Source organism: Pseudomonas sp. BN505 (assembly GCF_029873175.1).
Classification (GTDB): Bacteria; Pseudomonadota; Gammaproteobacteria; order Pseudomonadales; family Pseudomonadaceae; genus Aquipseudomonas; species Aquipseudomonas putida.
Window position 1 is genome coordinate 1 of sequence record NZ_SSOI01000048.1, and the last position, 23,541, is coordinate 23,541.

Below are 23,541 nucleotides of genomic sequence, written 5' to 3' on the forward strand. Positions count from 1 at the left end.
GGTAGCGCGCCTGCTTTGGGAGCAGGATGTCAGGAGTTCGAATCCCCTCACCCCGACCATTTTTGGGTCGTTAGCTCAGTTGGTAGAGCAGTTGGCTTTTAACCAATTGGTCGTAGGTTCGAATCCTACACGACCCACCATGAATAAAGGGCATCTCGAAAGAGATGCCCTTTTTCTTTTGCCTCAAATTTAACCCACCTCTTACCGCAACACAGGCCCTTGTAGGAGCAGCCTTGTGCAGCGAAAGGGCCGGTACGGTAAAAGATTTTCTCTGCGGGTAATGGCCTCTTCGCAGCACAAGGCTGCTCCTACAGGTCAGTGCATGGCCTGCAGGAGCGGGTGCCTGTCAGTGCAGCTTCAGGCGTGGCTCGGTACCCCGGCCAATCTTGCTCCCCAGCATCATCAACGCCGTGCGGAAGAACCCGTACAACGCCATCTGGTGCATGCGGTACAGCGACACGTAGAACATCCGCGCCAGCCAGCCTTCCAGCTTCACGCTGCCCATCAGGTTACCCATCAGGTTGCCCACCGCCGAGAAGCGCGACAGCGACACCAGCGAGCCGTAGTCCTTGTACTCGTAGGTCGGCAGCGCCTTGTTCTCCAGGCGCGCCTTCAGGCTTTGCGCCAGCATCGATGCCTGCTGGTGCGCCGCCTGGGCACGTGGCGGCACATTGCGGTCGCTACCCGGTTGCGGGCAGGCGGCGCAGTCACCGAAGGCGAAGATGTTGTCGTCGCGGGTGGTCTGCAGGGTAGGGCGCACCACCAGCTGGTTGATGCGGTTGGTTTCCAGCCCATCGATGTCCTTCAGGAAGCCCGGCGCACGAATACCCGCCGCCCACACTTTCAGGCTGGCCTGGATCACCTCGCCGTCCTTGGTTTTCAGGCCGTCCTCGGTCACTTCACTGACAGCCGCGTTGGTCATCACCTTCACCCCGAGTTTTTCCAGGGTCTTGTGCACCGGCACGCTGATGCGCTCCGGTAGCGCCGGCAGCACGCGTGGGCCTGCCTCGATGATGGTGATGTGCATGTCTTTGGGCTGGATGCGGTCCAGGCCATAAGCCGCCAGCTCGTGGGCGGCGTGGTGCAGCTCGGCCGCCAGTTCCACACCGGTGGCACCGGCACCGACGATGGCTACGCTGATCTGCTCGCTGGCCACGTCGCCGGCGTGGGCGCGCAGGTAGTGGTTGAGCAACTGCTGGTGGAAGCGCTCGGCCTGCTTGCGCGTGTCGAGGAACAGGCAATGCTGCGCCGCGCCCAAGGTACCGAAGTCGTTGGTGTTGGAACCCACGGCAATGACCAGGGTGTCGTAGCCCAGGGTGCGCGCAGGCAACAGCTCGCGGCCCTCGTCATCGAGGGTGGCGGCCAGTTGAATCTGCTTGCCCTCACGGTCCAGGCCGCTCATGCGCCCCAGCTGGAAGTTGAAGTGGTTCCACTTGGCCTGGGCCACGTAGTTCAGTTCGTCTTCCGAGGAGTTCAGCGAGCCGGCGGCCACTTCGTGCAGCAGTGGCTTCCAGATGTGCGTGAGGTTGGCGTCGACCAGGGTGATGTCGGCCTGCTTGCGCTTGCCCAGGCTTTTACCCAGGCGGGTCGCCAGTTCCAGGCCGCCGGCGCCGCCGCCGACAATCACGATGCGATGAGTCATGGGGATATCTCATAAGGTTTACGGAATTCGTGGCCCTTTGGGCCGGCCGCAAACTGCACGAGGGGAGGGCGAGCGCGAAGCAGCTCATAGCACCAGTCCACTCAGCAGGCGGCTGATGAGACCCAACCCGATGGTCACGGCCACCACCAGCACAAGGAGCAGCCACGGCCGGAATGGCCTGCGCTCGACTTGGTGCTGGGGGGCTCGCAGATACTCATCGACACGACGCTGATCTTCCGGGTTCAGGCGGCTGGTCATGGTGGGCCTCGTCAGGTAGACGTTTGTGACTGCGCAAACGCTACAGCGTTCGTGCAGGCGCTTTGAAACAAATGATAATGCTTTCTATCTCTGGCGCCGAGTGTACGCCATCGCAAACACTCGCTGCACTGGATCAAAGACTGATGCCCACATCAAAAACAATGCTGCGCCCCAGGTTGCCACGCAGGAAGTCTGGCGCGTCGGGGTGGGCGAACAGCACCCGGGCAAACGTCGGCCCCACCAGCGACAACGAGCGCCAGCCCTGGCGCAGGTATTCGGTGGGCGGCGGGAAGTGGGTGTTGAGGTCGAGCACTTCGCGCTTGAGGCTGGAGAAGGCGATGATGTCCAGCTCGTTCAGCTCCAGCCCGCGTTCCCGGTAGTTGTGCGCTTTTTTGCGCAAGGTAGGCGCCAGGCGCGCCAGCAGCTCGGTGGCACTGATGCGCCGCGGGCGCGCTTCACGGCGCACCAGTTGTGCCAGGGAAAACGCACTGCGCCGGCGCTGCAGCTCTTCGCGCCACTCATCGTTCAACCGACGCCCCTCGTCGAGCACGAAAAACACCTCAAAGGCCGCATCGCGGAACAGCACATCCGGCGGCTCTTGCCCGGCCGGGGTGAAGTCCTCGCTGCGGTAGGGGATGTTCAACCCCTGCAACAGTCGCTGGCACACCCAACGCTCCCGCTCCCACTTGCGGGCGTTGGAGAGAAAGGCGTTAGCTTGCTCGGCCTGAATGGTAAGCAGGCGCAAGTAGTCTGAGTCATCCATGCAGACAAGCTTAGCCGCTAATCGATGACGGTAAGATGCTGTTTAAGCGTGGGAATCAGCCCAGTACCGACAACGCTTGCACAGGTGCGCCCGATTTCTTCGGGCTTGACCGATGCTTCCTAGATCGAATGAGGGCACTAATCCACCGCAGCCGAAGGAAAGGGAGAATGGGTGTAGACTCGATCTTGTCCACATGGCTGCAAAGGGTATTGTTCAGGTGATCAGCGCGCAGGTGTTGTCCGGCACCACCCTTACTCTTGGCTGGCTGGGTTTTGTGCCGTTGCTGATCTGGGCGGTAAGCCGGGTTCGCTGGGTTGAACTGTTCACCGACCGGCGCCGCCAGCATTTGCTGTTTGGCACGGTGTTCTGCCTGTTCGCGCTGTGGCTGGTGAGGCGCGATTTTGATACCGGGGTGTCGTACCACTTTATTGGCATGACCGCGGTCACCCTGTTGCTGGACTGGCCGCTGGCGGTGCTGGGCGGGTTCATGGCCCAACTTGGCTTGCTGGCGCTAGGGCGACAGGACCTGGCGGCGCTGGGGGTGAACGGCTTGTTGCTGATTGGTTTGCCGGTGCTGATTACCGAGGTGTGCGCGATAGTGGTCGAGCGCGCCCAGCCGCGAAACCTGTTCGTTTATATCTTCTGTTCGGGGTTCTTCCCGGCAGCGCTCACCGTGCTGGTTTGCGTGCCTGCGGCGCTAGGGTTGTTGTGGCTCGACGGGCGTTTTGCCCTGCCGGAGTGGCTCAGCGACTTTGTCGGTTACCTGTGGCTGATGATGTTCCCCGAGGCGTTCATCAACGGCATGGTGATCAGTGCGCTGGTGGTGTTTTGCCCGGAGTGGCTGGAAACCTTCAACCGCACACGGTATCTGCAGGCGCCCTGGAAGGACGATGAGCGGTGAATGAGTGGTGGCTGTGCCGGCCTCTTCGCGGGTAAACCCGCTCCCACAGGTACCGCGCAAGTTTCGGGCACGCGCTATATTTGTGGGAGCGGGTTCACCCGCGAAAGGGCCGGCGCACCCACCTTGTAATCAGCTCAGTGCCGCGGCTCCAGGTCCCCCGAATACAGCTCATCTTCGGACTCTTCCGACCCGGCAATCTTGTGCTCCTCGGCTGCCCAGGCCCCCAGGTCGATCAGTTTGCAGCGGTCCGAACAAAACGGCCGGAACGCGCTTTTCTCGGCCCATTCCACAGGTGCGCCACAAGTAGGGCAATCGACGGTCAACGGCTGGCTCATGGCTGGCCTCCTTTCAAAGTCAGGTAAAAGTGGTGCAGGCGGTCAATCTGCTCATGCAGCGCGGCCAGGCCGCCGTCGTTGACCACCACATCATCGGCATGGCGCAGGCGTTCCTCACGGGCCAGCTGGGCCTGCAGAATCGCCTGCACCTGTTCGGCACTGGTGTTGTCCCGCGCCAGGGTACGGGCTATTTGCAGCTCCTGCGGCGCATCGATCACCAGCACGCGCTGGGTCTTGTGGTACTGGCCCGATTCGATCAGCAGCGGCGACACATACACCGCATACGGCGACTGCGCCTTGGCCAGGTAGCTGAAAATCTCTTGCCCGATCAGCGGGTGCAGCAGTTGCTCCAGCCATTTGCGCTGCGCCGGGTCGGCGAAGATCAGCTGGCGCAAGGCGGCGCGATCAAGCTGGCCGTCCGCCTGCAACACACCCGGGCCGAAGCGCTCGACGATGCTGGCCAGGGCCGGGCGGCCAGGTTCGACAACCCAGCGCGCCGCCTGGTCGGCGTCGACCAGGTGCACGCCAAGCTCGACAAAACGCTCGGCAGCAGCGCTCTTGCCGCTACCAATGCCGCCGGTCAGGCCGAGAATCCAGGGGGTAAATGCTGCAGTGGCCATCAGTATCCAAGCAGTTGCATGTAAGAGGCGTACATTTCATCACCCCAGAGCACAGCAATCCACCCCGCAATCGCCAGATAAGGGCCAAACGGTATCGCCGTGCCCATCGCATACCGGCGCAAACGCAGCAGGCACAGGCCAACCAGCGCCCCCACCGCCGACGACAGCAGCAGCGTCAACGGCAGTACCTGCCAACCGCCCCAGGCCCCGATCAGCGCCATCAGCTTGAAGTCGCCGTAGCCCATGCCTTCCTTGCCGGTGACCAGCTTGAACACCCAGTACACCGTCCACAAGCTGAGGTACCCGGCCACTGCGCCCCACAACGCGTCGGCCAGTGGCACATACAGGCCAAAGGCGTTCACGATCAGCCCAAGCCACAGCATCGGCAGCACCAGCACATCCGGCAACAGCTGGTGGTCCGCATCAATCAGGCTCAGGGCCAACAGGCACCACGTGAGCGGCAGTGCCAGCAACGCCTCGGCCGAAGCGCCAAAGCGCCAGGCCACCACCAGCGAAAGCAGCGCGCTGGCTATCTCGACCAGCGGGTAGCGCGGGTTGATACGGCCTTTGCAGGCTGAGCACCGCCCGCGCAACGCCAGGTAGCTGACCACTGGAATGTTCTCCCACGCACGAATCTGATGCGCGCAGTGCGGGCAGCGGGATGCCGGCAGGCACAGGTCGAACCGTTCGTGTTGCGCAAGCGGCAGCCCCAATACCTCTTGCGCCTCACGCTGCCACTGGCGCTCCAGCATGATCGGCAGGCGATACACCAGCACGTTGAGAAAGCTGCCCACCAGCAAGCCGAGCACCGTGGCCAGGGTAAGGAAGTACGCCGGCTGCTCAGCCAGCAAAGTCCATAAAGTCATGTTCAGATCAAGCTACCCAACTGGAAGATCGGCAGGTACATCGCCACCACTAGGCCACCCACTAGCAGGCCCAGGATCAGCACGATGGCCGGCTCCAGCAGGCTGGTCAACTGGTCCAGCGCCTGGCTGACCTGTTCCTCGTAATGGCTGGCGGCTTTTTCCAGCATCTGGTCCAGCGTGCCACTGGACTCTCCGATGGCGGTCAGCTGCACCAGCAGCGGTGGGAACAGCAACTCGCCCGCCATCGCCTGGTTCAGCCCCTGCCCGTTGGCCATGCCCTGGCGCAGCCGCAACACCGCCTGCTCATGCAGCTCGCCCCCCATCACCCTGGCCACCGTGCCCAGCGCATCCAGCAACGGCACCCCGGCGCCGTACGACGTTGCCAGGCTACGCGCAAACCGCGCCAGCGCCGCCTCCCTCAGCAACTTGCCGAACAGCGGCAAGCCCAGCACCCGCCGAGATATCCACAGGCGCGCTGGCGCATGCTGCCGATACAGCTGGCGCACGGCCAAACCCAGCACCACCCCTATCACCAGCAACGGCGGCGCAAACCGGCTCAGCCCTGTGGACAAGTCGATCACCCATTGGGTAAATGCCGGCAACGCCGCGCTCATGCCCGAGAACATGCTTTCGAATTTCGGGATCACCTCCAGCAACAAGATCGCCGACACCCCCAGCCCCGTCAGCAACAGCAGCAGCGGATAGACCATCGCCTTGCGCACCTTCTTGTGCAGCGCCCGGTGCTGTTCCAGCATGCCCGCCAGTTGCTCCAGCTGCCGGTCCAGCGTGCCGGACTGCTCACCTACCCGCACCAGGTTGCAGTACAACGCATCAAACCATGCCGGGTGACGCTGCAACGCATCCGCCAGCCCCAGGCCCGAGGCCACATCCTGTTTCAATCTACTCAGCAACGCCGCCTGCGCCGCATCGCAACCACTGCGCCCCATCACCTCGAACGCTTGCAACAGCGGCACCCCGGCCTTGAGCAAGGTCGCCAACTGCCGGCTGAACCCCGCCGGGTCCGCCTTCACCCGCCGCTTCGGCAAACTGAACGCCAGCCCGCTGGCCGGCCGCAAACTGGCCACCGTGATGCCCTGGCGAATCAGCCCGGCGCGCACATAAGCCGGGCTGCGCCCAGGCGTTTGGCCGCTGACCGGCGTGCCGTTGGCGTCGGTGCCGTGCCAGCTGTAAAGCAGTGAAGTTGAAGTCATGCAAAGGTCCTTTTTCTGCCCCGGCGACAAGCCTGGAAACAGCTTGCCGCGTCCATGCAAGGGCGCGCGTCCGTGATGCTCACTAGAGTAGTTCAGCGAAGATGACGCCCAAGCGGGCAGGGGTGACAAAAGGTGTCTGTTCAGGCCTACTGCGCCGCTGCCGGTTGGGGCGCAACCCACCTCAATGTGTAAGCGAATCAAAAAGGAAAGATGTTCATGAAAGGGCAACGCGGTATCACCCTGATCGAACTGATGATCGTTGTCGCGATCATCGGCATTCTGGCGACCATCGCCTTACCGATGTACACCAACCACCAGGCACGCTCCAAGGCCGCGGCCGGCCTGCTGGAAATCAGCGCGCTGAAGACGGCGATGGACCTGCGGTTGAATGACGGGAAAGACATAGCGGCCGTGGCCGAGCTGGGTGGCCAGCCGGCGACCGCGCATTGTGCGATCACCGCAAGCGGCAAGGCGGCAGATGGCAGCGGCAGCATTGCTTGCACGCTGGTGGATGCGCCGGCCAACGTGCTGGGCAAGGCACTGACCCTGACCCGTTCGGCCAACGGCTGGGCGTGCACCACCGACATCGAGGAAGACCTGGCGCCCAAGGGGTGCAAGGGGGCTTGAGGGCAGGGCAATAAACCAGCGGAAACAGGGGTTTGCGTTGCGGGTGTGAGCAGTGGTACGTTGCGCTACACGCCGGTGTAGCTCAGTCGGTAGAGCAGCGCACTCGTAACGCGAAGGTCGCAGGTTCGATTCCTGTCTCCGGCACCAGAGATCAGTTTCCAGAAGTCTATGACTGTCTACGAAACACCCCGCAAAGCCCGCCCAGCGCGGGCTTTGTTGTTTCTGCCTGTCTCGTTTTGTCTCTGGGCATCTACGTGATTTAGGGATATGGTTAGGGATATCTCGGTTCGACAAGGAAACGTATCCCTATGGCGCGCACAGTGGTGCCTCTCACTGATCCCAAATGTGATGCGGCCAAGCCTCGGGAAAAGGACTACAAGCTGTTCGATGGCAAAGGCCTCTACCTGCTGGTGAAGCCTTCAGGCGTCAAGACCTGGCGTATGAAGTACACCAAACCTGATGGCCGTGATGGTTTAGCAACGTTTGGCAACTATCCGGCGCTCGGCTTGAAGGCTGCTAGGGAGCGACGCGCCCAGGCGCTTGAGCTTCTTGCTGCTGGGAAAGACCCCATCGAGCAGGCGCGCTTGGACAAACAGGAAGCGGCCAACGCCCGGTCGAATACATTCCGTTTGCTTGCTCAGGAATGGCATGCGGCTTGCGCTCGTAAGTGGACACCTGGTCATGCTTCCACCGTGTGGCGACGCATTGAATCCCACCTGTTGCCCTCTCTCGGTGATCGTCCTGTTGCGGAGCTCAAAACACGGGATCTGCTGGTTCCGCTGAAAGCGGCGGAAAAGCGGGATACCTTGGATACGGCTGCACGCCTACGCCAATACATGACGGGCATCCTCCGCATGGCGGTTCAGCATGGCCATCTGGATTTCAACCCTGCGATCGATCTACAAGGCGCCACGGCTACCCGCAAAACAGCGCACCGGCCTGCCTTGCCATTCGAACGCTTACCTGAGCTTCTCCAGCGGATAGATGCCGACAGCGGGCGCGGCCTGACCAAGCTCGCGGTACAGCTGACCATGTTGGTATTCATCCGCTCCAGTGAGCTCCGCTTCGCTCGCTGGGGAGAGATAGACATGGGGAGGCTGATGTGGGAAATCCCTGGCGAAAGAGTGGCTATTGAGGGTGTGAAGAACTCCCATCGAGGCTCCAAGATGAGCACGCCACACCTGGTGCCGCTCAGCCGACAGGCTATAGAGGTGCTGGAGAGAATTCGTAACCTCACTGGTCGTTTCGATCTGGTGTTTGCGGGTGACCACAATCATTGGAAACCGATGAGCGAGAACACCGTGAACAAAGCGCTGAGGCGAATGGGGTATGACACCAAAGCAGAGGTATGCGGCCACGGTTTTCGGACAATGGCCTGTTCCGCATTGGTTGAGTCTGGGCTTTGGAGTAAAGACGCTGTCGAACGGCAAATGAGCCACCAGGAGAGGAACACCGTGCGTGCCGCCTACATCCACAAGGCTGAGCACATACAAGAGCGTAGGCTCATGGTGCAGTGGTGGGCTGATTACTTGGATGCAAATCGCAAGGAGGCGATCACCCCCTACGATTTTGCCCATGGGCGGTTGCCTCATTCATGAAGCTGATAAGGTGGGAAATATCGAACAGGGGTATTTGGGCAAATCTGGTTGAGGATGCTCAGCCTTTTCAAGGCCGGTGTATCAGGTGTAACCGGTGTAACGGAATGATGCAACGCATTGAAAATATTAAGGAAAACCTGTTTACACCTTATGCAGTGTCGGCATACACCCGGGTGTAACACAGCAAGAAAGTGTAACAGCCGGAAGCTCGGCTCTTCCTGCTGGTCGCTCTTTCGTTTGGACACAAATCATCTAAACGGCGCGGAATTCACTCCACAGCCATGGGGCGCGGGGGGCAAATGATTGAAAGTCAAACATACGACATGCTTCTGAAACGTTATGGCAGCACGTGCTTACCGCTTGAGCTCGTGCGACAGCACTATATTTCGCACATGGGGATGCCGGCGCTTCTCAGGGCGTTTGGCAAAGGGAGGATATCGTTGCGCGTAGTGAAGGGTGAGTGGGGCGGACGCGTGCAACGGGTGGTATACCTTCACGACCTGGCTAGCTGGCTCGATCAAGGGGGTAATTGACCCTCTTACCGCTGCGCAGCGGGTTGTTGACGACCACGACCGTTCGTCGGGGTCGAATGTCGTATAGATGTGACGAGAGTGCTACGAAGAAGCGAGATGGGGATAACTCCAGTCGCCTAGAAATTTCTCTGTTTCTTTCCCCAGTGAATCGGCATAAATAGTTGGCCCTGTTCATACCAATACAGGGAACTAGCTATGACAACTCGTAGCACTTCAAGCACCACCCCTCTTGCACCATCAAGTCCAAGAGCTGACCTCGGTGACACGAACCCACTCGGCTTTGATCCAGCAACACGGCTGATCCGCATAACAGATGTGGTCGCCCTGGTAGGTCTTGCGCGTCCGACGATCTATAAGCTGATGAGTCAGCCTGAAAGCGGTTTTCCCCAGCCAGTAAAACTTACGGATAGCACCGCTCGCGGTGCGCCTGTCGCTTGGGTCTTGTCTGAAGTCTTGGACTGGACCCGCGCCCGCATTGCCGCTCGCGACAAGGTGGCGGCATGACTCCAATCTTCCTGCCACACACCATCCTCGACGCGGTCGGAGTACTTGAAGGCGCCCGGCCTGCAGTGGCCATGGGGCGTGATCGCCTACGCGCCTTGCGTGATCGTGCCATTTCTGAGGGCGCGCACGTTCTGCTCTTGGCCTGGCCGTCGCTGGAATGGGTGATGCTGGCAGTCGAAGTGCCATCGGGCGTAGTAATCGAAGACGCGCGGCAACTAATACCCAATCTGCTGGCCAATCCCGCTGCCTTGGAGCACATGCGTTCAAAGTCTCGAAATGGCCAGCATCTGAGTTGGCTGTCTCTGGTCCGCCCCGTCGCCGCTAAGCACTAACGAAAACGCCCCCGGCTGCAACCGGAGGCGTTAGAGGTACATTCGTATGCCCCCTCAATCTATGACGCCGTGCGTGATCGCGCAAGCCTCGCGTATTGCTCTTATCAAATCGAGACGCTATGCTCCGGCTGTCGCTGCAAATTCAGTGACCGGGTTTGGCGACCCGATATACTTGGCGCATAGGCGCCCCATCCGACAGCAGGCGCTTTTTTTGTGTCTGCCGTTTCGTGTTATGGCGGCTGTGCGTGGGAGGCCTTCGGGCCTGCCGGGTTCCAAGTTCCCGGTTCGCCAACCTGCGCACAGCTGCCACCCAAAATCGTTTGGCGACGATCAGTGGCAGCTCCAGCTAACTTGGAGTACCACACATGCCCGCCCTCAATCCGTCCAAAATTCGCGCCGCCGCCCACCGGGCAATGGCTCTCGCCGCTCTGCACGCAAACTCAAGCCTTGCTACCCGCCTCGCACGATACAACCGACATATGAGCATTGCTCGCTCCCTGGAAACTGTCGGGGGTGCGCAATGAAATCTGAATCCAAGGGACTTGAGGGGCGTCTCCCCGAAGATCTTCTATCCGTATGCGCCACCAATGCTGCCGGTGTGCCAATTGATGCCATCACTGCGGCTTGTTCCCGCGTCGACGCCGTTTTGCACCTACTCATGGCGCAGTTCAATTCCGGTTCGGATGTTGAAAGGTTGTCTGACTCAGTAATTGCGAATGTTATTTGGGACGTCCAAGGCACAGTGGGACTAATTCGGTCGCTGGCTTTGCACGGCGACAAGTCCACGTACCAGCTGGTGCATGGAGCGGGCAAATGAGCAAGCGCCCCAGCTTTTCCGAAGTGAAACACGCCTCCCTCAAGTCAATCGAGCAAGTCCTTTCTAACTGGTTGCCAGGCGGTAAACGAGTAGACGGCGGTAAGGAGTACACCGCACCGAACCCCACCCGGAATGACAAGCACGCCGGTTCTCTGAAAATCAGTCTGACCAAGGGGACGTGGGCTGACTTTGCCACGGGTGACAAAGGCGGCGATCTGATCGACCTGGTGCGCTATCTCGAAAGCTGCTCCGATGTTGATGCATGCCAGAAGCTCATCGAGTTTCTACGTATTGATGCCGGTACGGTTATTTCGGCTCAGTCGGCGAATAAGCCCGCCACTGCTGAATGGCAGGCGGTGTTACCGATCCCCGCTGAGGCGATGACCAAATGTCCAAACAAGCACCGACAGCATGGGGTTCCATCGAAAGTTTGGTGTTACCGCAACAGCCAAGGCGAGCCCTTGATGGTTCTCTATCGCTTCGATGTCGCCGGTAATCCAGAAGAGCCCGCCAAGAAGGTTTTTGCACCACTCACGTGGTGCATACGCGGTGCGCAGGGGCGGGCTCAATGGCGCTGGCAGGGGCTGGCTGAGCCACGCCCACTGTTACGCCTGGACGAGCTGGATAAGAAGCCAGATGCTCCGGTAATTCTGTGCGAGGGCGAGAAGGCAGCTGATGCAGCCCAGGTGCTTTTGCCCAGTTACGTGGCCACCTGTTGGCCCAACGGCTCCAACTCTTGGCATAAGGCGGACTTCACCCCCTTGCAGGGCCGTGGGGTGCTCTTATGGCCTGATAACGATGACAGCGGTGCGAAGTGCATGCAGGCGGTAGCCGCCAAGCTGGCGGAAATTGGTTGTGCAGTTCAAACCATCGAGCTAGCAGTGTTCAAGCGCAAGCCTGTGCTCAACGACGAAGCACCGAGCTTCACCAAAGGTGGACGATGGGGTGACGGTGATGACGCCGCCGATGCACTGGAGAAAGGGTGGACTGCTGCGCATTTCGCATTGCTTGCTAGCACCGGTGAGCTTTTCGGCGGCGCGAGCCAGAGCACTCCATCGGTTGTCGAGGTGGTTAATGCGAAGCCAAGCAAGGCGAAGGAAGGGAAGGTCCGCCCCAGTCGGGATCTACTCCCGACTGGCTTCCGCCTGACAGAAGAAGGCGTGTTTTACACCACCGAGGATGGTGAGGCACGCCCCGTATGTTCGCCCTTGGAAATTCTCGCGCGCACCCGCGACGAGAAGGGGCATAACTGGGGGCTGCTCGTCGAGTTCGACGACCCAGACGGTGAAAAAAAGCGCTGGAACATCCCGGCGCGGACTATGACCGGCGATTTTGGCAAAGACGTATTGGGCCCCTTGGTCGACATGGGGCTGCGCCTGGCTGGATCTAGGTCAGGTAGGCATGCGCGCAACGACCTGCAGAGCTATCTGCAGGGTTTTGATAGCTCGCAGCGAGCACGACTGGTTAACCGTCTGGGCTGGCACAACAATGCATTCCTGCTACCTGATCGTCAGGTCGGTCAGCATGGTGAGCACCTGCATTTCTATGACGCTGGAGCCCAGCTCCCGCCAATCAACGAGTCGGGCACCCTAGAGCAGTGGCAGAGCCAGATAGGCGCTCTCTGTGTCGGTAATCATCGCTTGGCGTTTGTGGTCAGCACGGCCTTTGCCGGCCCCTTGCTTCATCTGCTGGGACATGAGTCCGGCGGTTTTCACCTTTACGGTGACAGTTCCGGCGGGAAGACCACGCACTTGCAAGTGGCGGCCTCAGTATACGGCGGACCACGATTGGTACGGTCTTGGCGGTCCACCGACAACGCATTGGAGTCAATCGCTGCGGCGCACTCTGATGGACTTCTGATCTTGGATGAAATCGGCATGTGTGACGCTCGCATTATCGGCGAAACCGTCTACATGCTCGGAAACGGCACTGGCAAAGCCCGGGCGAATGATCGAGGGCAAGCAGTCCGTACCGTACAAGAATGGCGACTGCTGTTTCTTTCGACCGGTGAGAAGACGCTGGCGCAGCACATGGCCGAAGCCAACAAAGAGCTAAAGGCTGGTATGGAGGTTCGCATGTTGGCGGTACCGGCGAACGCCAGCAAAGGGTTAGGAATGTTCGACACCCTGTGCGGATTTGATGATGCCGCAGCGCTCTCAGATGCGCTCAAGCTGCGGGTGAGCAAGTTTTACGGTACGCCGCTCACAGCATTCCTGGAGGCCCTGTGCGCTCCCGGCAAGCTTCCCGGTTTGGTGAGCATCATGCGCCGTACTGTAGAGCAGTTCATTGCACAGAACCTCCCGGCGTCAGCAAGTGGGCAAGTCCAGCGTGCTGCTCTGCGCTTCGGCCTCGCAGGGGCTGCGGGCGAGCTCGCCACTGCCTTGGGCGTGACTGGCTGGCCAGATGGCGCTGCGCTCACGGCAACTCGTGTTTGCCTGCACGCCTGGCTGGCGGAGCGGGGCGGTGCTGGGAACATGGAGGGGGAAGCCATCATGGCGCGCCTGCGCCAAGTCATAGAGCGCTTCGGTGAGAGCCGGTTCACACGGTGGGAGTCCACCGCCGCGAAGATCGATGAGCACGGCCCGCGCACGATCGATCGATTGGGCTTCCGCAAAACTATGGAGCACGGCATGGGCGACACCATGCACACCACCATCACGTATTACGTACTCCCGGAAGCATGGCGATCGGAGGTGTTCCGTGGAATGAACATCACCGCCGTGAACCGCGAGTTGATAGAGCGAGGCGTTCTACAGAGCGGCAAGGACGGAAAAGCTTCCTGCACCGTACGCCTGCCCGGCATGGGCATGCAGCGCTGTTATGTGGTGCTGAGCGAACCCAAAACCGAGGCCCCACTGGCAGAGGTTGTGGCGGCCTAACGGCAAGCCAGCCCATATGAGGTATGCGCCGGCGCGTCCGGCCTCGCCAGCCGCTCAAATCTCAACTCACTTCTAAGGATGACAAAGCAATGCGAAGCCTTGAAAAACTGAACATAGAACGCACCCAGCACCAAGCTGAGCTCGAGGAGCTCAATGGGCAGATCGCCCAATACGAAGAGCACCTGAGTGATCCAAACTATGCTGAAACGCCAGCAGGTAACGAGCTTCAAATCCGCCTTCGGGAAGTGAGATCGAAGGTCGGAACCATCGAGCACAAAGTCTCTGTGATTGATCGGGACATTGCATGGTGGGACCGAAAGACCAACAGCTCTGAGCTGATGGCAGAGTACAAAGAAACCATGGGTAACTGGGCAGCTGATAAGGCCGACCTGGAGGGCAAGCGCAAAGTGCTTAGCACGCGGTTGGCGGAAACCAAGAGCCAGTCCGAGAAAATGATTGCTGATGCTCGCCAGGCTGAGGAGGATGCCGCGCGAGCTTATGCTCAAGCGGTTGCCTGGAGCGATGTAGATGGTGAGAAAAAAGCTGCCGATGACGCACAGAAAGCGGCGAAGGCCTTGAGCTCATCGATGGAGCAACAGCGCCGCCAAGGCTTGATGATCGCTGCGTTGGAGCAGGAAATTAAAACGATCGACGCGCATATCGAAGAGGCTGCTGAGGAGATTCTCAAGGCCGAACGCTCCGCTGTTGTAGTGGCTCTTGAGCGCCTTGAGGAGCAGTGGGATGTATCGGTAAAAGAAATTCTTGATCTGGGAGCCAAGCTGTATGCGGCAAAGCGCTACATGGGGCGCGAAGGGATGGCATTTCATCGTTTCCACGTGAGTAGCCAATTGGACAGCTATACCCACTGGAGTGACAGCGACTTGGCTGCATTGAGTTACCAATATTCCCCGGCACAGATTATCGATATCAAATTAACTGACTTTAAAAAAAATAGTAAAGCAGCCTGAAGAGACGTAAAGCGCATCACTTAACTCTGTGCGGTGATGCGTTCTATTACAATTTGCCTTTCCAGTGCGCTACAATCGAGGGTTAACAGTCTGCGGATTGTATGTCGAAAGCGAAATATTTAGTGGCTGCTTTCGGACCTTATCTACCCTTGAAGGAGGGTAGATAATGGGCAGAAATATCGCAGAAAGTCTAAAGCGCCATTAAGGTTTCAAGTTTTTTCAAGTTCACAGTATGTCTCCTCACCTTCGAATTCCGCATAAATTCGTACGGCATATATTCTATCTGAGGTTAGATTCAGGCCTTTAAACTCACACCTCACCTGATCGTTGCAGTAGAACTCCAAAGCAGGTAAGTCGTTATGTAGGATAAGAACTGATTTTTCGCATATATCAACCCTGATTTGCGGTATGGACTTGATCGTCTCCCAGAAGGAAGATTCAATATACAGGCCGCTCACCTTGAAACCATGCTTGCTTCCTAGAGCATCCATTGAGTATGCCTTCGCGAAGGCGGTATTTAACTGAAATTCAAGAGGATTGTAAACAAATGTCTTGTTGAGAAGTTTTTTTCCAAAGTCACTGATATTGTTTTCGCTATGATGCAAGATCGAGTTTCCCGTGAACTCTTCTGCGGAATACTGAACCCTTTCCCCACCTGCCAATACTGTACGGATACCATATCCATAAGATTTGGTTAGAGCTAATAGGTGGCTATGCGCAAAGAAAAGATCTCTGAGGTAAAAAATGAATTGGGCGGCAATAGCAAATTCGGGATTGCCTAGGTCGACGGTTCGAGCGATTCCGTCATTGATGACAAGTACTGTCTCATAAGGCATGGGTTTCACGCCTATCAAGAACGGGTGGGCTACTCTCTCGTAAACTTCACTCAGCATCGTTAGTATTTCATTTTGCTGAAGCGTGGCTAAATCCCAAGAGCTATTCTCTAATGCTGCCCCAAACCCACAAATGTCCATCCAGGTAGCGACGCAAGGTATCACGTCTAGCTGTTTCCCCCGGGCTTTTTCCGCCCACTTCTTAGCTTGTTTGTATTCGTCTTTTTCCCAAGGATTTACCATGTGTTGATCTCTTGATAGCTATTCTGCGCCAGGGCTGAAGGTTTAAAAATTCAAGTGCGGACTTTGTGGGCGATCACCGTCGGCTGCCTCTGCTACTACTCTGTCATGTTTGCTTTTCGGCTTTCGATGGTGAGTTATGCAGCTATCTGCTGATGGCGGGCAAAGCGTGCAGTGCTAGCTATCCACGCCGCATTATGGTGGATTAGTGGTTAGCCTGATAGTTTTGGTGTGCCCATAGCCTCACGTATACTGAAGATTCGTAAAATAAATGGGCGTTGAGTTTCGATTTGCGAATGCTTAAGCAATCTATCGTGAGTGGTTTATATATCCAAAATTATAATTGTTTATCATTTGAATGGTTTTTTGAGCTCTTGTGGGAGCGGGCTGTACATGAGCAAGAACGTCTTGTAAAAATTTCTTCGTGATTGTCATGAAATGTTTTGGTACTTCGTGCTCTGCTAGGTTCTCAAAAAAACCATCGTGCCCGAATGTAGTTTTAAGATAGACATGCGCTCTTTGGGTTTTTCGCTGCCATGTATAGGGATATACATCCTTCATGTCTTCTTCCATTTGTTCGCTAGGCTGGATAATCGCTGTACCATGAGCAATAATATTTCGCAGAACGAAAAGAGTATTGATCCCTTCGCGCGTACTTTCGTCCGTTATTTTCTCAATGGCGAGGTTGAAATAAAATGAGTATTGATTTTTGAGGCTTTCCCAACCCCCTTGAAGTTCAACTTCGTCACGAAATTTGAATAGAAGTTGCTCCGCTTTTGTCGGTCCTGTTCTTCCTGCTTCATTCGCTTGGACGATTGCTAGGTTGATATCAGTGGCAAGTGTTTCTGATATTATGCTCCTGAGAGTTCCTTCTAAGATTGACGCGTTGAGAGTGATTAAAGCTAATGACTGGTTGTAGTTGGCGTAGTCATGCTTCGGGGGTTCTGCTCTCGTCAACTCCGTAGTATGCTCAAAATTAAATGGTGTTCGAATTGATAGGGCCTTCTTGTAGCCTAAGGCAAGAACTTCGTATGCGATGAGTAACGAGTTGCTGGTTTCCCAGATTTTATGTTTCAAGAGTTTCTCCTATATGATTGCTGAGGTGTTTTTCCGGTCACCAATGAGTTGTTATGGCAGAAACAGTTTTACATTAATCGGAGGCTGTTTTGTATGGGGGTGGAGAGTTGGTTTTTCAACTTTCTCAGTGTTTTTACAAAGGCCTGAATTCAGGAATTGTTGTAATCAGCCCGAATAAAAATTCATGGGGTTTGGGTCGAAAGCTATTATTAGAAAGCAAGCGGCTATCGACCCAAAGCGAGTAGTCAGCTTTGTATCTATCTCATGTGCGGATAGGTGTGCGTACGGGAAGTACGGCATGTATCCAGTTGGCCTGCGTCAGCGCACGAACTCCATCGCTTCTAACATCTGGGTTTCCATCAAGTGCACGAAGCGTGACAATTATTGTGACCGGAAGCGCGTGCGTCAGAGCTGGTTCGAAAGCTCGAAGCATTGCTGTCGCTTGAAAGCCCCAAGTTTCAACGGCTGTTCCTTGAGGAAAACTCTTGCGATGGACCTTCACCGGCGACCATTTGCTCCCATGCTCCACTTGGGCGGCTTCGTAGCCACTTTGTCCCACCTCGCCATCCATGGGTACTTTACCTCTAATGTTATTTCCTTCGATTTCGCCAAAGCTAAGCTCAACATTCGCCCGAACGTATTCACTACCGGCTCCAGGATCAACCGGTGGTGCGTAGGCAGCTGTAATGATGATCTCACCTCGAAATTTTCCGTTATGAATCAGAGAATCCGGGATTGGATATGGAGCCTTACGCCATCGCATTCCCGGTACCAGGTCCGCTTGGAAAACCAGTGTGAAGCTGTCGTCGCTGTCATATAGGCATTTCAAAATCGCCTCTGGTCTACCTGCCCCATGATATCGGCGCTCGAACGCCTCGTAATCAGGCGAAGACAGCTGAGCCGAATGGATCATCAGGGCCTTTACCAATGCGGGAGTGGGAGCCAAAGCACCATGCCCAGTCACGGCCAACCAAGCGTTAGCAGCCATTGCAGACGCGATAGGGGCTGCATAACTTGTTCCGAAGCCATACCCCAACTGATTATTCGGAGTTAGCACTTTGAGGCTGCTCGGGCCTGCTGCCCAAGGCGCATGAACGCCTCCACCTACATGGGTTATATCTGGTTTAGGTGTAAAGACAGGGCCTGGGCCACAGCGAGAATATGGCGTAGGGTGCCCGGCAGCAGACAGTGCCCCGGCAGCATCTACGTGAGAGATTGAGCCCACGGTTAGAGCTCGAACAGATTCACCAGGACATGAGACGCGGTCGGCGAGTAGCGCAGGATTTGGCCATGTCCGGCGCGGTTGGTCGAGATAGTTCCCGGCTGCGACAACGAAGAGAACACCATATTTGTCGCTAAGGTCATCCAGTGCCATGGACATTTCGCTGAAGCTTTGCTCGTCGCACGCCGCGCCGCCAAGCGAAAGATTCCAGACTTTGATATCTGGTCGCCGTTGAACCGCTTCTCGCAGCCTCAGTTCCAACTCACCGAAAGTTGACCCAGCGGCTTCTAACGCGCATACGTCATGCACATAGGCCTGGGTCGGAGGTATCCAAGCGTGCCCATCATTGAAATGCGCTGCACCTGCCACGAGGGAGGCGACTGCCGTGCCGTGCTCGAAGTTCGTGTCAGGCGGAAGAACGTAAGTGTCTCGACTTTTCACCCAATCGGTTATCGCCAATGCGTCTCTACTCACACCGGTATCGAAGACTGCCACCGTAGGGTAAACAGTGCTTGTAGAGGAGGCAGCGCTGCCTGACGCAGCAGTTACCGGTACGCTCACTGAGTTACGACTGTAGTAGGTTGGTTCGGCGTAAATCTGACGTGCGCCAGGATAGTCCAGCAAGCTCTCAAGGGCTGAGTCGTCGAGTCGGTCTAAGCGCCGTATCGCAATGAGAGGCAAGCCTCTCCCTATGGGAATTTCGTAGTAGTCGATGCGCAGCGATTTCAACAACTGGAGGACGGTTTCTTGGTTGATGCTGTTGAAATCTGACCGTTGATATTGGAAAAGTCTCAGCAGGCCACTTCCCTTCTGCTGCAGTTCCGCAGAACCTCCAGGGTTCCGACGGGCCCGGCCCCAAGGCTCGATTCCTTCAATAGCGCTGAGATTAGCAGTGATTACTTTCGTTCTGCGCGTCAAAATAGCGTTGTTGAGGGCAGAAATGGCGCTACCATCCGCTGAGACCAACATCTCGTCTATTTTAGCGTGACCTGCAGGTTGCAGTCCTGTCTCTTGAGTAAGCTCGATCGGCCGGTGACTTCGCTATCCCTTTTTCCCTAAGGCGGAAGACAAACGTCGACAGCTGCGATGGATATCTTTCCTGCTCACCAGACAAAACTGCCGAGGCTTGCAGCAAGCTCCGCGAAAGAGTTTTTCGGTATTCGTCATCCACCGGCACCAGAAGCTTCTTGCCCCCACCGGGTGGACGCTCAACGGAGCTGAGGTCCATCGGGGAAAAGGGGACATGAATGAAGGGGTTGTTAGTCCGTGGACTGGGCCGATCCGGGACTGACTCTGGGCCTTTCTTGCGTGCCATGGTCGCTACCTTCCTTGATGACTTTGCCGATATGCCTTGTCGACAAGCCGTACAGCTTTGCGAGTGCTCTCAAGGAAAAATGCTTAGGAGACCACTCTCGCAGCCAGTAAATCTCAGCTTCGACAGTTGATAGCAGTATGCCATTGGTTATCGCAAGATTTAAACCCAAGCGTCTCATCAGCTCTAGCTCACTAATTTCATGAGAGCCTGCCAGTACAGTTGCTCGTTTTGTGTCCAGACAAACCTGCTCGATGTTAGCGCCGGTGATGCCTGTGGAGATGTCTGCGAGATGTTCCAGGTCAATTCCCTCAGTTTTATACGGCAACAAAAATTGTGCCCATAGCTGCCTGCGTAAAGCAGTGTCCGGAATCGGCATGGGAACGCGGAAGCCGAAACGTCGCCATACCGCAGGGTCCAGCAAGCGATCGTGATTCGTGGCAGCGATAACAACGGTGCTTTCGGTTATCGCGTCTATGTTTTGCAATAGTGCGATCACGACGCGTTGAAGCTCTCCGACATCTCGATCGTTCCCCCTAGCGCTTGCGAGCGCATCAAACTCGTCGAGGAGAAGTACACAAGGCCTTTGTTGAGCGAACTCAAAAACTCGTCTCAGGTTTCTACTGGTCTGACCTAGGAGGCTACTCACTAGGGTATCGCAACGCACCGTAAGCAACGGCAGCTTGAGCTTGGCAGCTATATAACGGGCGAGCTTGGTTTTACCAGTTCCAGGCAGTCCGTAAGCTAACAGTCGGCTCGGCATCGCTGCGTTCATCCGCGCGAGCTCGTCATAACGTTGCACATTGGATATGAACTCACCGATTCGTGAGGCGATCGCACTCGGCAATAGGAGAGACGGTTCGTCTTCCATCGGGTGGCTCACGTCCACTGTGTGCAAGTGGCTTTCACCGTCAACTGGCAGGTTGCCAAAGCTGACCCCGTTCGAAGCATCCTGGGCATTTGCTAGCGCGACAGGTGCCCGGGCCAGTCGCTCGCGAATCATGCGGGCTTGCTTGCCATCTCCGGCCTGTTCCAGCTTATCGGCTAGAAGTCCTGCGTAGTTTGAGGCCATGCTGGCATTGGCCTTCAGGGCGCCATCAAGGATTTTTAGTATTTCGGAAAGATGTTCCAAGTGAGCTACCAATCAATGGATTCGTTTCATATTTCTGGGGTAGTGTAACGTAAAGGTGCAATTTCGCTACAGGATATGGCAATTTTGATACGGGCAAGTCTTTCGGGCGATGCGTGACCGCCCTAGGGGTGGTGAGTCCACTCCACTAGGCGCAGCGCTCTATGCCGGCAAGCCCTTGGGCAGTGACTTAGGCCATGCTTCAGGCGACCGGGTGTCAGCAGCGGGGCAAGGGCTGGGAGCGTTCATTGCGTCAAAAAACGTCGCAGGTTACAGGGGACGCGTTGAGGACAGTTGGCAGCTGAAGGAGGGGCGACGTTCGCGGCTCCTCAACATTGCGTGAGTGCAGCAGCGGAACGCCTCCGTAACACCGTTACACGTTACGCTCAGTTGCTACACATACTCGAAAGCAGTATCAATAATCGTGAAAGTGCTTATAAATCAATTGGTTGATTCGTTTGAAACACCTGCTACACCTGTAACCCCATACTAGCCAAACTCTGTATCAGGCCCTCGCCCAGCGGTTAGCAAAACCTCCAGCGAGAATCGGTACCGGAAGCTTGGTATGGACTCTGTTTCTGCTATGACCGGGGGACCCTGATCAAATCACTGAGATACGGGGCAGGAAACCCGCGATCTTTTGTTAGCGGCTGATCTGCCAGCTTAGTGAACTGGTCAACCTGGTGAACAGCGGTGAATTGTTGGACTTTTTTAACACCGGCTGGGTTGGTTTCTCTGGATCAGGCGACGTTCCCAGCTCGCTGCGCATTTGCCGAGCTTGGGATATGCTCGATCTCTGGTGGCGCGGGCAAGGAGCGCGTGCCCGGAATTGGAAGACTCATGCATGACCGACTCCCTAGCTGACTTGGACACGCTGGTACTCAGGTGCCGAGCGGAGCGTTCGAGAGACTATGTTTCGGAATCAATCCAGTGCTACAAGGCTGGCGCGTACAGGTCAGCCATTGTTAACGCCTGGATTGCGGTCGTATTCGACCTAGTCGATAAAATCCGCGATCTTGCCCTTGCAGGTGATGCAAAAGCGCAGCGCATCAACACTCGCTATGAGACCTACATCGACCAGATCAATGCGGGCAATGACCAAGGTGTGAAAAACGCCTTGGAATTCGAGCGGACGATTATCGGTACGTGTGGTACGGATCTGGGCTTCTTTGACCACCAGCAAATGCGTGATCTTCAGCGCCTTCGCGAAGATCGGCACCAATGTGCGCATCCGTCATTTCAGTCTGCAGGGATTCCTCACCGGCCGAATGCTGAGCTTGCTCGCCTCCACCTCCGTAATGCGGTAGAGCATGTGTTGTCACAGCCACCTATCCAGGGGCGCGCCGCTATCGCTGAGCTGCTCACCACCGTTGCCTCTGACTATTTCCCGAGGGATCACCACCAGGCATCGATTGCACTACGCCAAACCCCATTGGCGAACCCGTCCGAAGCCCTCGTTCGTGGCTTGGTTGACTCGCTCATCTTCGGATTTGCTCAGCCAGATAGTCCCGTGACTGGGAAAATCCAAGTCGGTGCGGTGCTGTCGGTGCTGCTCGATTCCCATCGAGCGATTGCTGAGCCTAGGATATCCCAGCAATTGAGTACGCTAATCAGGCAGGTAGGAGACCCAGGATTGCCAGCAGTTGCCCGACTGGTAGCGGCGACACCTGAAATGGCCGGTTTGATTGATGAAGCTGCTCGTGTGCGGATGGCGGAGTTCCTTCGTAGTGGACCCGAAGCTGAGGTAATGCCGGCCCTGGCGGTTGGGAGACATCCGACGTTGGCTGCTGCGGCGAACCAGAGAATTCAGGCATTGGGGACCGACCGTCTCTCTGTTGCGATCCAGGAGCATGACATAGGTGCGTTGGCGAAGGAGCGGTCGCTCCAACTGCTATCGGAGTCGCGCAGCTGGCACACTTCAAATGACGTAATCGAGAAGTTGATCACTCCTCTCTTCGATACGCTCACTCGCGAGGATCTGGAGCGCATCATCAGAATGCCTAGGGAAACCGGTGCAGACCTGCCCGGCTCTACCATGTATGGACGTCTCCTCAGTCAGGTCGATCGCGTAGGAGTGATACCTGTGGATGAGCTCGATCCGCTAGTGACCGAGTACAATGGGCAGTTCTTCGCAGAGAACCTCCAGCGGGCTCGCGAGGGAGCGGCATAGTCGCCAAGGGGGCAGATTGGGATTTAGGGATATGTATAGGGATACGTTTGAAGGCTGATAGCATCAGTATCCAGTTTTTACGGGGCTAAGTCTGCGCTATTCGATTCCTGTCTCCGCACCAGAATCAGTTGGCCTATGGCGATTTCTCGCTACCTGGCACCAATAGAAGCCCGCCTTGTGCGGGCTTTTTTGTTCCCGTTTTTTCCCGCGGATCTGCGTGTTTTTGACTTAATGGTTCGCAGTTTTCCACTTAGGGGTGTACGTTTTTTTAGATAATGGTTAGCTTTCGATCAGGTTTTGGCCAGTGTTTACGGGGTTAGAGCCGAAATTTTTCTAGATAATGATTTTCCCGTTTAGAGATAATTTTGAGATGCCCCCGTTTTCTCACCACGACCTGCAGCTACTGAACGCATCCTTCGACTCGCCGCTGGTTGACGTTCTGGCCGAGCTCGAATTTCTGCGCAGGCGGAGGCTGGAAGGGGACACTCCACCTCTCCACCATCCAAAGCTACGCCTGGACCCTCGAACTGCTAGGCGAGGCCCTGGTCCAGCACGATGAAATGCTGGAATGCGAACACAACCCGCAATTGAGCTTTCGCAACACGGCCGGTATCCATCAGGCGATTCGGATTATCAGCCGGTTGGCCAGTGAGCAGTGTGGGAAGGTGATGGAGCGGAACGGCCATGAGTTGGAGGGATAGGGG

General features: G+C 56.8%; 21 protein-coding genes, 2 tRNA genes and 1 pseudogene. 13 read left to right on the forward strand and 11 right to left on the reverse strand.

The features are described 5' to 3' along the window. Window positions 1–64 precede the first annotated feature (64 nt). Window positions 65–140, forward strand: a tRNA-Lys gene (locus E8E78_RS15425). 206 nt (window positions 141–346) lie between these two features. Here the strand turns inward: E8E78_RS15425 and E8E78_RS15430 are convergent. From E8E78_RS15430 to E8E78_RS15440, 3 genes are all read right to left on the reverse strand, one after another. Beyond that, the gene (locus tag E8E78_RS15430) at window positions 347–1,642 is read right to left on the reverse strand and encodes an NAD(P)/FAD-dependent oxidoreductase (RefSeq protein WP_049278019.1); all 1,296 of its coding nucleotides are present in this window, start codon (window positions 1,640–1,642) and stop codon (window positions 347–349) included. Between the two features lie 84 nt (window positions 1,643–1,726). Continuing rightward, window positions 1,727–1,900, reverse strand: a complete 174-nt coding sequence (locus E8E78_RS15435) for a DUF3094 family protein (protein ID WP_013970765.1) — start codon at window positions 1,898–1,900, stop codon at window positions 1,727–1,729. A 133-nt stretch (window positions 1,901–2,033) separates the two neighbouring features. Continuing rightward, window positions 2,034–2,663 (reverse strand): DUF1780 domain-containing protein, encoded by a 630-nt coding sequence (locus E8E78_RS15440; protein WP_016501581.1) that lies wholly within the window; start codon window positions 2,661–2,663, stop codon window positions 2,034–2,036. A 193-nt stretch (window positions 2,664–2,856) separates the two neighbouring features. On the opposite strand from E8E78_RS15440, the gene E8E78_RS15445 reads away from it, so the two are divergent. Next, a complete protein-coding gene (locus E8E78_RS15445; protein ID WP_016501580.1) occupies window positions 2,857–3,564 on the forward strand; it encodes an energy-coupling factor ABC transporter permease in 708 nt (235 codons plus the stop codon). A gap of 134 nt (window positions 3,565–3,698) precedes the next feature. On the opposite strand, the gene yacG is transcribed toward E8E78_RS15445, so the two are convergent. Genes yacG through E8E78_RS15465 form a run of 4 tightly spaced genes read right to left on the reverse strand, consistent with a single transcriptional unit; the run spans window position 3,699 to window position 6,596 of the window. Beyond that, complete coding sequence (gene yacG, locus E8E78_RS15450) at window positions 3,699–3,899, reverse strand: DNA gyrase inhibitor YacG (RefSeq protein ID WP_016501579.1); 201 nt, start codon at window positions 3,897–3,899, stop codon at window positions 3,699–3,701. Further along, entirely contained in the window at window positions 3,896–4,519 is a 624-nt protein-coding gene (gene coaE / locus E8E78_RS15455; RefSeq protein ID WP_049278022.1) for a dephospho-CoA kinase, read from the reverse strand. The genes yacG and coaE overlap by 4 nt, the downstream gene beginning before the upstream one ends. Then, window positions 4,519–5,385: an A24 family peptidase gene (locus E8E78_RS15460; protein WP_280315176.1), complete on the reverse strand. Its 867-nt coding sequence runs from the start codon at window positions 5,383–5,385 to the stop codon at window positions 4,519–4,521. Before E8E78_RS15460 ends, coaE begins: the two co-directional genes overlap by 1 nt. A gap of 2 nt (window positions 5,386–5,387) precedes the next feature. Next, on the reverse strand, window positions 5,388–6,596 hold the full coding sequence (locus E8E78_RS15465) for a type II secretion system F family protein (RefSeq protein WP_280315175.1): 1,209 nt from the start codon (window positions 6,594–6,596) through the stop codon (window positions 5,388–5,390). 216 nt (window positions 6,597–6,812) lie between these two features. Here E8E78_RS15465 and E8E78_RS15470 point away from each other — a divergent pair, with 216 nt between their 5' ends. The 8 genes from E8E78_RS15470 to E8E78_RS15505 all read left to right on the forward strand — a co-directional run bounded on the left by E8E78_RS15470 (window position 6,813) and on the right by E8E78_RS15505 (window position 14,854). Further along, a complete protein-coding gene (locus tag E8E78_RS15470; protein ID WP_049278026.1) occupies window positions 6,813–7,223 on the forward strand; it encodes a pilin in 411 nt (136 codons plus the stop codon). A gap of 71 nt (window positions 7,224–7,294) precedes the next feature. Beyond that, window positions 7,295–7,370: transfer RNA gene (locus tag E8E78_RS15475), tRNA-Thr, on the forward strand. A 161-nt stretch (window positions 7,371–7,531) separates the two neighbouring features. After that, the gene (locus E8E78_RS15480; protein WP_280315174.1) at window positions 7,532–8,821 is read left to right on the forward strand and encodes an integrase arm-type DNA-binding domain-containing protein; all 1,290 of its coding nucleotides are present in this window, start codon (window positions 7,532–7,534) and stop codon (window positions 8,819–8,821) included. An 830-nt stretch (window positions 8,822–9,651) separates the two neighbouring features. Further along, complete coding sequence (locus E8E78_RS15485; protein ID WP_280315187.1) at window positions 9,652–9,858, forward strand: AlpA family phage regulatory protein; 207 nt, start codon at window positions 9,652–9,654, stop codon at window positions 9,856–9,858. Continuing rightward, a complete protein-coding gene (locus E8E78_RS15490; protein ID WP_280315173.1) occupies window positions 9,855–10,190 on the forward strand; it encodes a hypothetical protein in 336 nt (111 codons plus the stop codon). The genes E8E78_RS15485 and E8E78_RS15490 overlap by 4 nt, the downstream gene beginning before the upstream one ends. A 520-nt stretch (window positions 10,191–10,710) precedes the next feature. After that, window positions 10,711–11,007, forward strand: coding sequence for a hypothetical protein (locus E8E78_RS15495; RefSeq protein ID WP_280315171.1), 297 nt, complete (start codon window positions 10,711–10,713; stop codon window positions 11,005–11,007). Further along, window positions 11,004–13,886 carry a DUF927 domain-containing protein gene (locus E8E78_RS15500; RefSeq protein ID WP_280315169.1) on the forward strand — a complete coding sequence of 961 codons (2,883 nt, stop codon included), beginning with the start codon at window positions 11,004–11,006 and terminating at the stop codon, window positions 13,884–13,886. The genes E8E78_RS15495 and E8E78_RS15500 overlap by 4 nt, the downstream gene beginning before the upstream one ends. Before the next feature lie 89 nt (window positions 13,887–13,975). Further along, on the forward strand, window positions 13,976–14,854 hold the full coding sequence (locus tag E8E78_RS15505; RefSeq protein WP_280315168.1) for a hypothetical protein: 879 nt from the start codon (window positions 13,976–13,978) through the stop codon (window positions 14,852–14,854). 209 nt (window positions 14,855–15,063) lie between these two features. On the opposite strand, the gene E8E78_RS15510 is transcribed toward E8E78_RS15505, so the two are convergent. From E8E78_RS15510 to iteA, 4 genes are all read right to left on the reverse strand, one after another. Further along, window positions 15,064–15,930 carry a hypothetical protein gene (locus E8E78_RS15510; protein WP_280315166.1) on the reverse strand — a complete coding sequence of 289 codons (867 nt, stop codon included), beginning with the start codon at window positions 15,928–15,930 and terminating at the stop codon, window positions 15,064–15,066. A 306-nt stretch (window positions 15,931–16,236) separates the two neighbouring features. Beyond that, window positions 16,237–17,004: a hypothetical protein gene (locus E8E78_RS15515; protein ID WP_280315165.1), complete on the reverse strand. Its 768-nt coding sequence runs from the start codon at window positions 17,002–17,004 to the stop codon at window positions 16,237–16,239. Between the two features lie 262 nt (window positions 17,005–17,266). Next, window positions 17,267–19,252: a S8 family anti-phage peptidase IteS gene (gene iteS, locus E8E78_RS15520; RefSeq protein WP_348532383.1), complete on the reverse strand. Its 1,986-nt coding sequence runs from the start codon at window positions 19,250–19,252 to the stop codon at window positions 17,267–17,269. A 233-nt stretch (window positions 19,253–19,485) separates the two neighbouring features. Further along, window positions 19,486–20,670, reverse strand: a complete 1,185-nt coding sequence (iteA, locus tag E8E78_RS15525) for an anti-phage ATPase IteA (protein ID WP_280315161.1) — start codon at window positions 20,668–20,670, stop codon at window positions 19,486–19,488. Between the two features lie 841 nt (window positions 20,671–21,511). Between iteA and E8E78_RS15530 the strand changes: the two genes are divergently transcribed. The 3 genes and pseudogenes from E8E78_RS15530 (at window position 21,512) to E8E78_RS15540 (ending at window position 23,538) form a co-directional block, all read left to right on the forward strand. Further along, window positions 21,512–22,837 (forward strand): hypothetical protein, encoded by a 1,326-nt coding sequence (locus E8E78_RS15530; protein ID WP_280315159.1) that lies wholly within the window; start codon window positions 21,512–21,514, stop codon window positions 22,835–22,837. Between the two features lie 370 nt (window positions 22,838–23,207). Further along, window positions 23,208–23,330, forward strand: a pseudogene (locus tag E8E78_RS15535) (Fic family protein); the annotation flags it as partial. 7 nt (window positions 23,331–23,337) lie between these two features. Continuing rightward, entirely contained in the window at window positions 23,338–23,538 is a 201-nt protein-coding gene (locus E8E78_RS15540) for a hypothetical protein (protein ID WP_230676157.1), read from the forward strand. Window positions 23,539–23,541: the final 3 nt, after the last annotated feature.

Excerpts from the sequence above, each read along its gene's own strand:
- E8E78_RS15430 (WP_049278019.1), bottom strand. The coding sequence starts at position 1,642 with ATGACTCATCGCATCGTGATTGTCGGCGGCGGCGCCGGCGGCCTGGAA.
- E8E78_RS15435 (WP_013970765.1), bottom strand. The coding sequence starts at position 1,900 with ATGACCAGCCGCCTGAACCCGGAAGATCAGCGTCGTGTCGATGAGTAT.
- E8E78_RS15440 (WP_016501581.1), bottom strand. The coding sequence starts at position 2,663 with ATGGATGACTCAGACTACTTGCGCCTGCTTACCATTCAGGCCGAGCAA.
- E8E78_RS15445 (WP_016501580.1), top strand. The coding sequence starts at position 2,857 with ATGGCTGCAAAGGGTATTGTTCAGGTGATCAGCGCGCAGGTGTTGTCC.
- yacG (WP_016501579.1), bottom strand. The coding sequence starts at position 3,899 with ATGAGCCAGCCGTTGACCGTCGATTGCCCTACTTGTGGCGCACCTGTG.
- coaE (WP_049278022.1), bottom strand. The coding sequence starts at position 4,519 with ATGGCCACTGCAGCATTTACCCCCTGGATTCTCGGCCTGACCGGCGGC.
- E8E78_RS15460 (WP_280315176.1), bottom strand. The coding sequence starts at position 5,385 with ATGACTTTATGGACTTTGCTGGCTGAGCAGCCGGCGTACTTCCTTACC.
- E8E78_RS15465 (WP_280315175.1), bottom strand. The coding sequence starts at position 6,596 with ATGACTTCAACTTCACTGCTTTACAGCTGGCACGGCACCGACGCCAAC.
- E8E78_RS15470 (WP_049278026.1), top strand. The coding sequence starts at position 6,813 with ATGAAAGGGCAACGCGGTATCACCCTGATCGAACTGATGATCGTTGTC.
- E8E78_RS15480 (WP_280315174.1), top strand. The coding sequence starts at position 7,532 with ATGGCGCGCACAGTGGTGCCTCTCACTGATCCCAAATGTGATGCGGCC.
- E8E78_RS15490 (WP_280315173.1), top strand. The coding sequence starts at position 9,855 with ATGACTCCAATCTTCCTGCCACACACCATCCTCGACGCGGTCGGAGTA.
- E8E78_RS15495 (WP_280315171.1), top strand. The coding sequence starts at position 10,711 with ATGAAATCTGAATCCAAGGGACTTGAGGGGCGTCTCCCCGAAGATCTT.
- E8E78_RS15500 (WP_280315169.1), top strand. The coding sequence starts at position 11,004 with ATGAGCAAGCGCCCCAGCTTTTCCGAAGTGAAACACGCCTCCCTCAAG.
- E8E78_RS15505 (WP_280315168.1), top strand. The coding sequence starts at position 13,976 with ATGCGAAGCCTTGAAAAACTGAACATAGAACGCACCCAGCACCAAGCT.
- E8E78_RS15510 (WP_280315166.1), bottom strand. The coding sequence starts at position 15,930 with ATGGTAAATCCTTGGGAAAAAGACGAATACAAACAAGCTAAGAAGTGG.
- E8E78_RS15530 (WP_280315159.1), top strand. The coding sequence starts at position 21,512 with ATGACCGACTCCCTAGCTGACTTGGACACGCTGGTACTCAGGTGCCGA.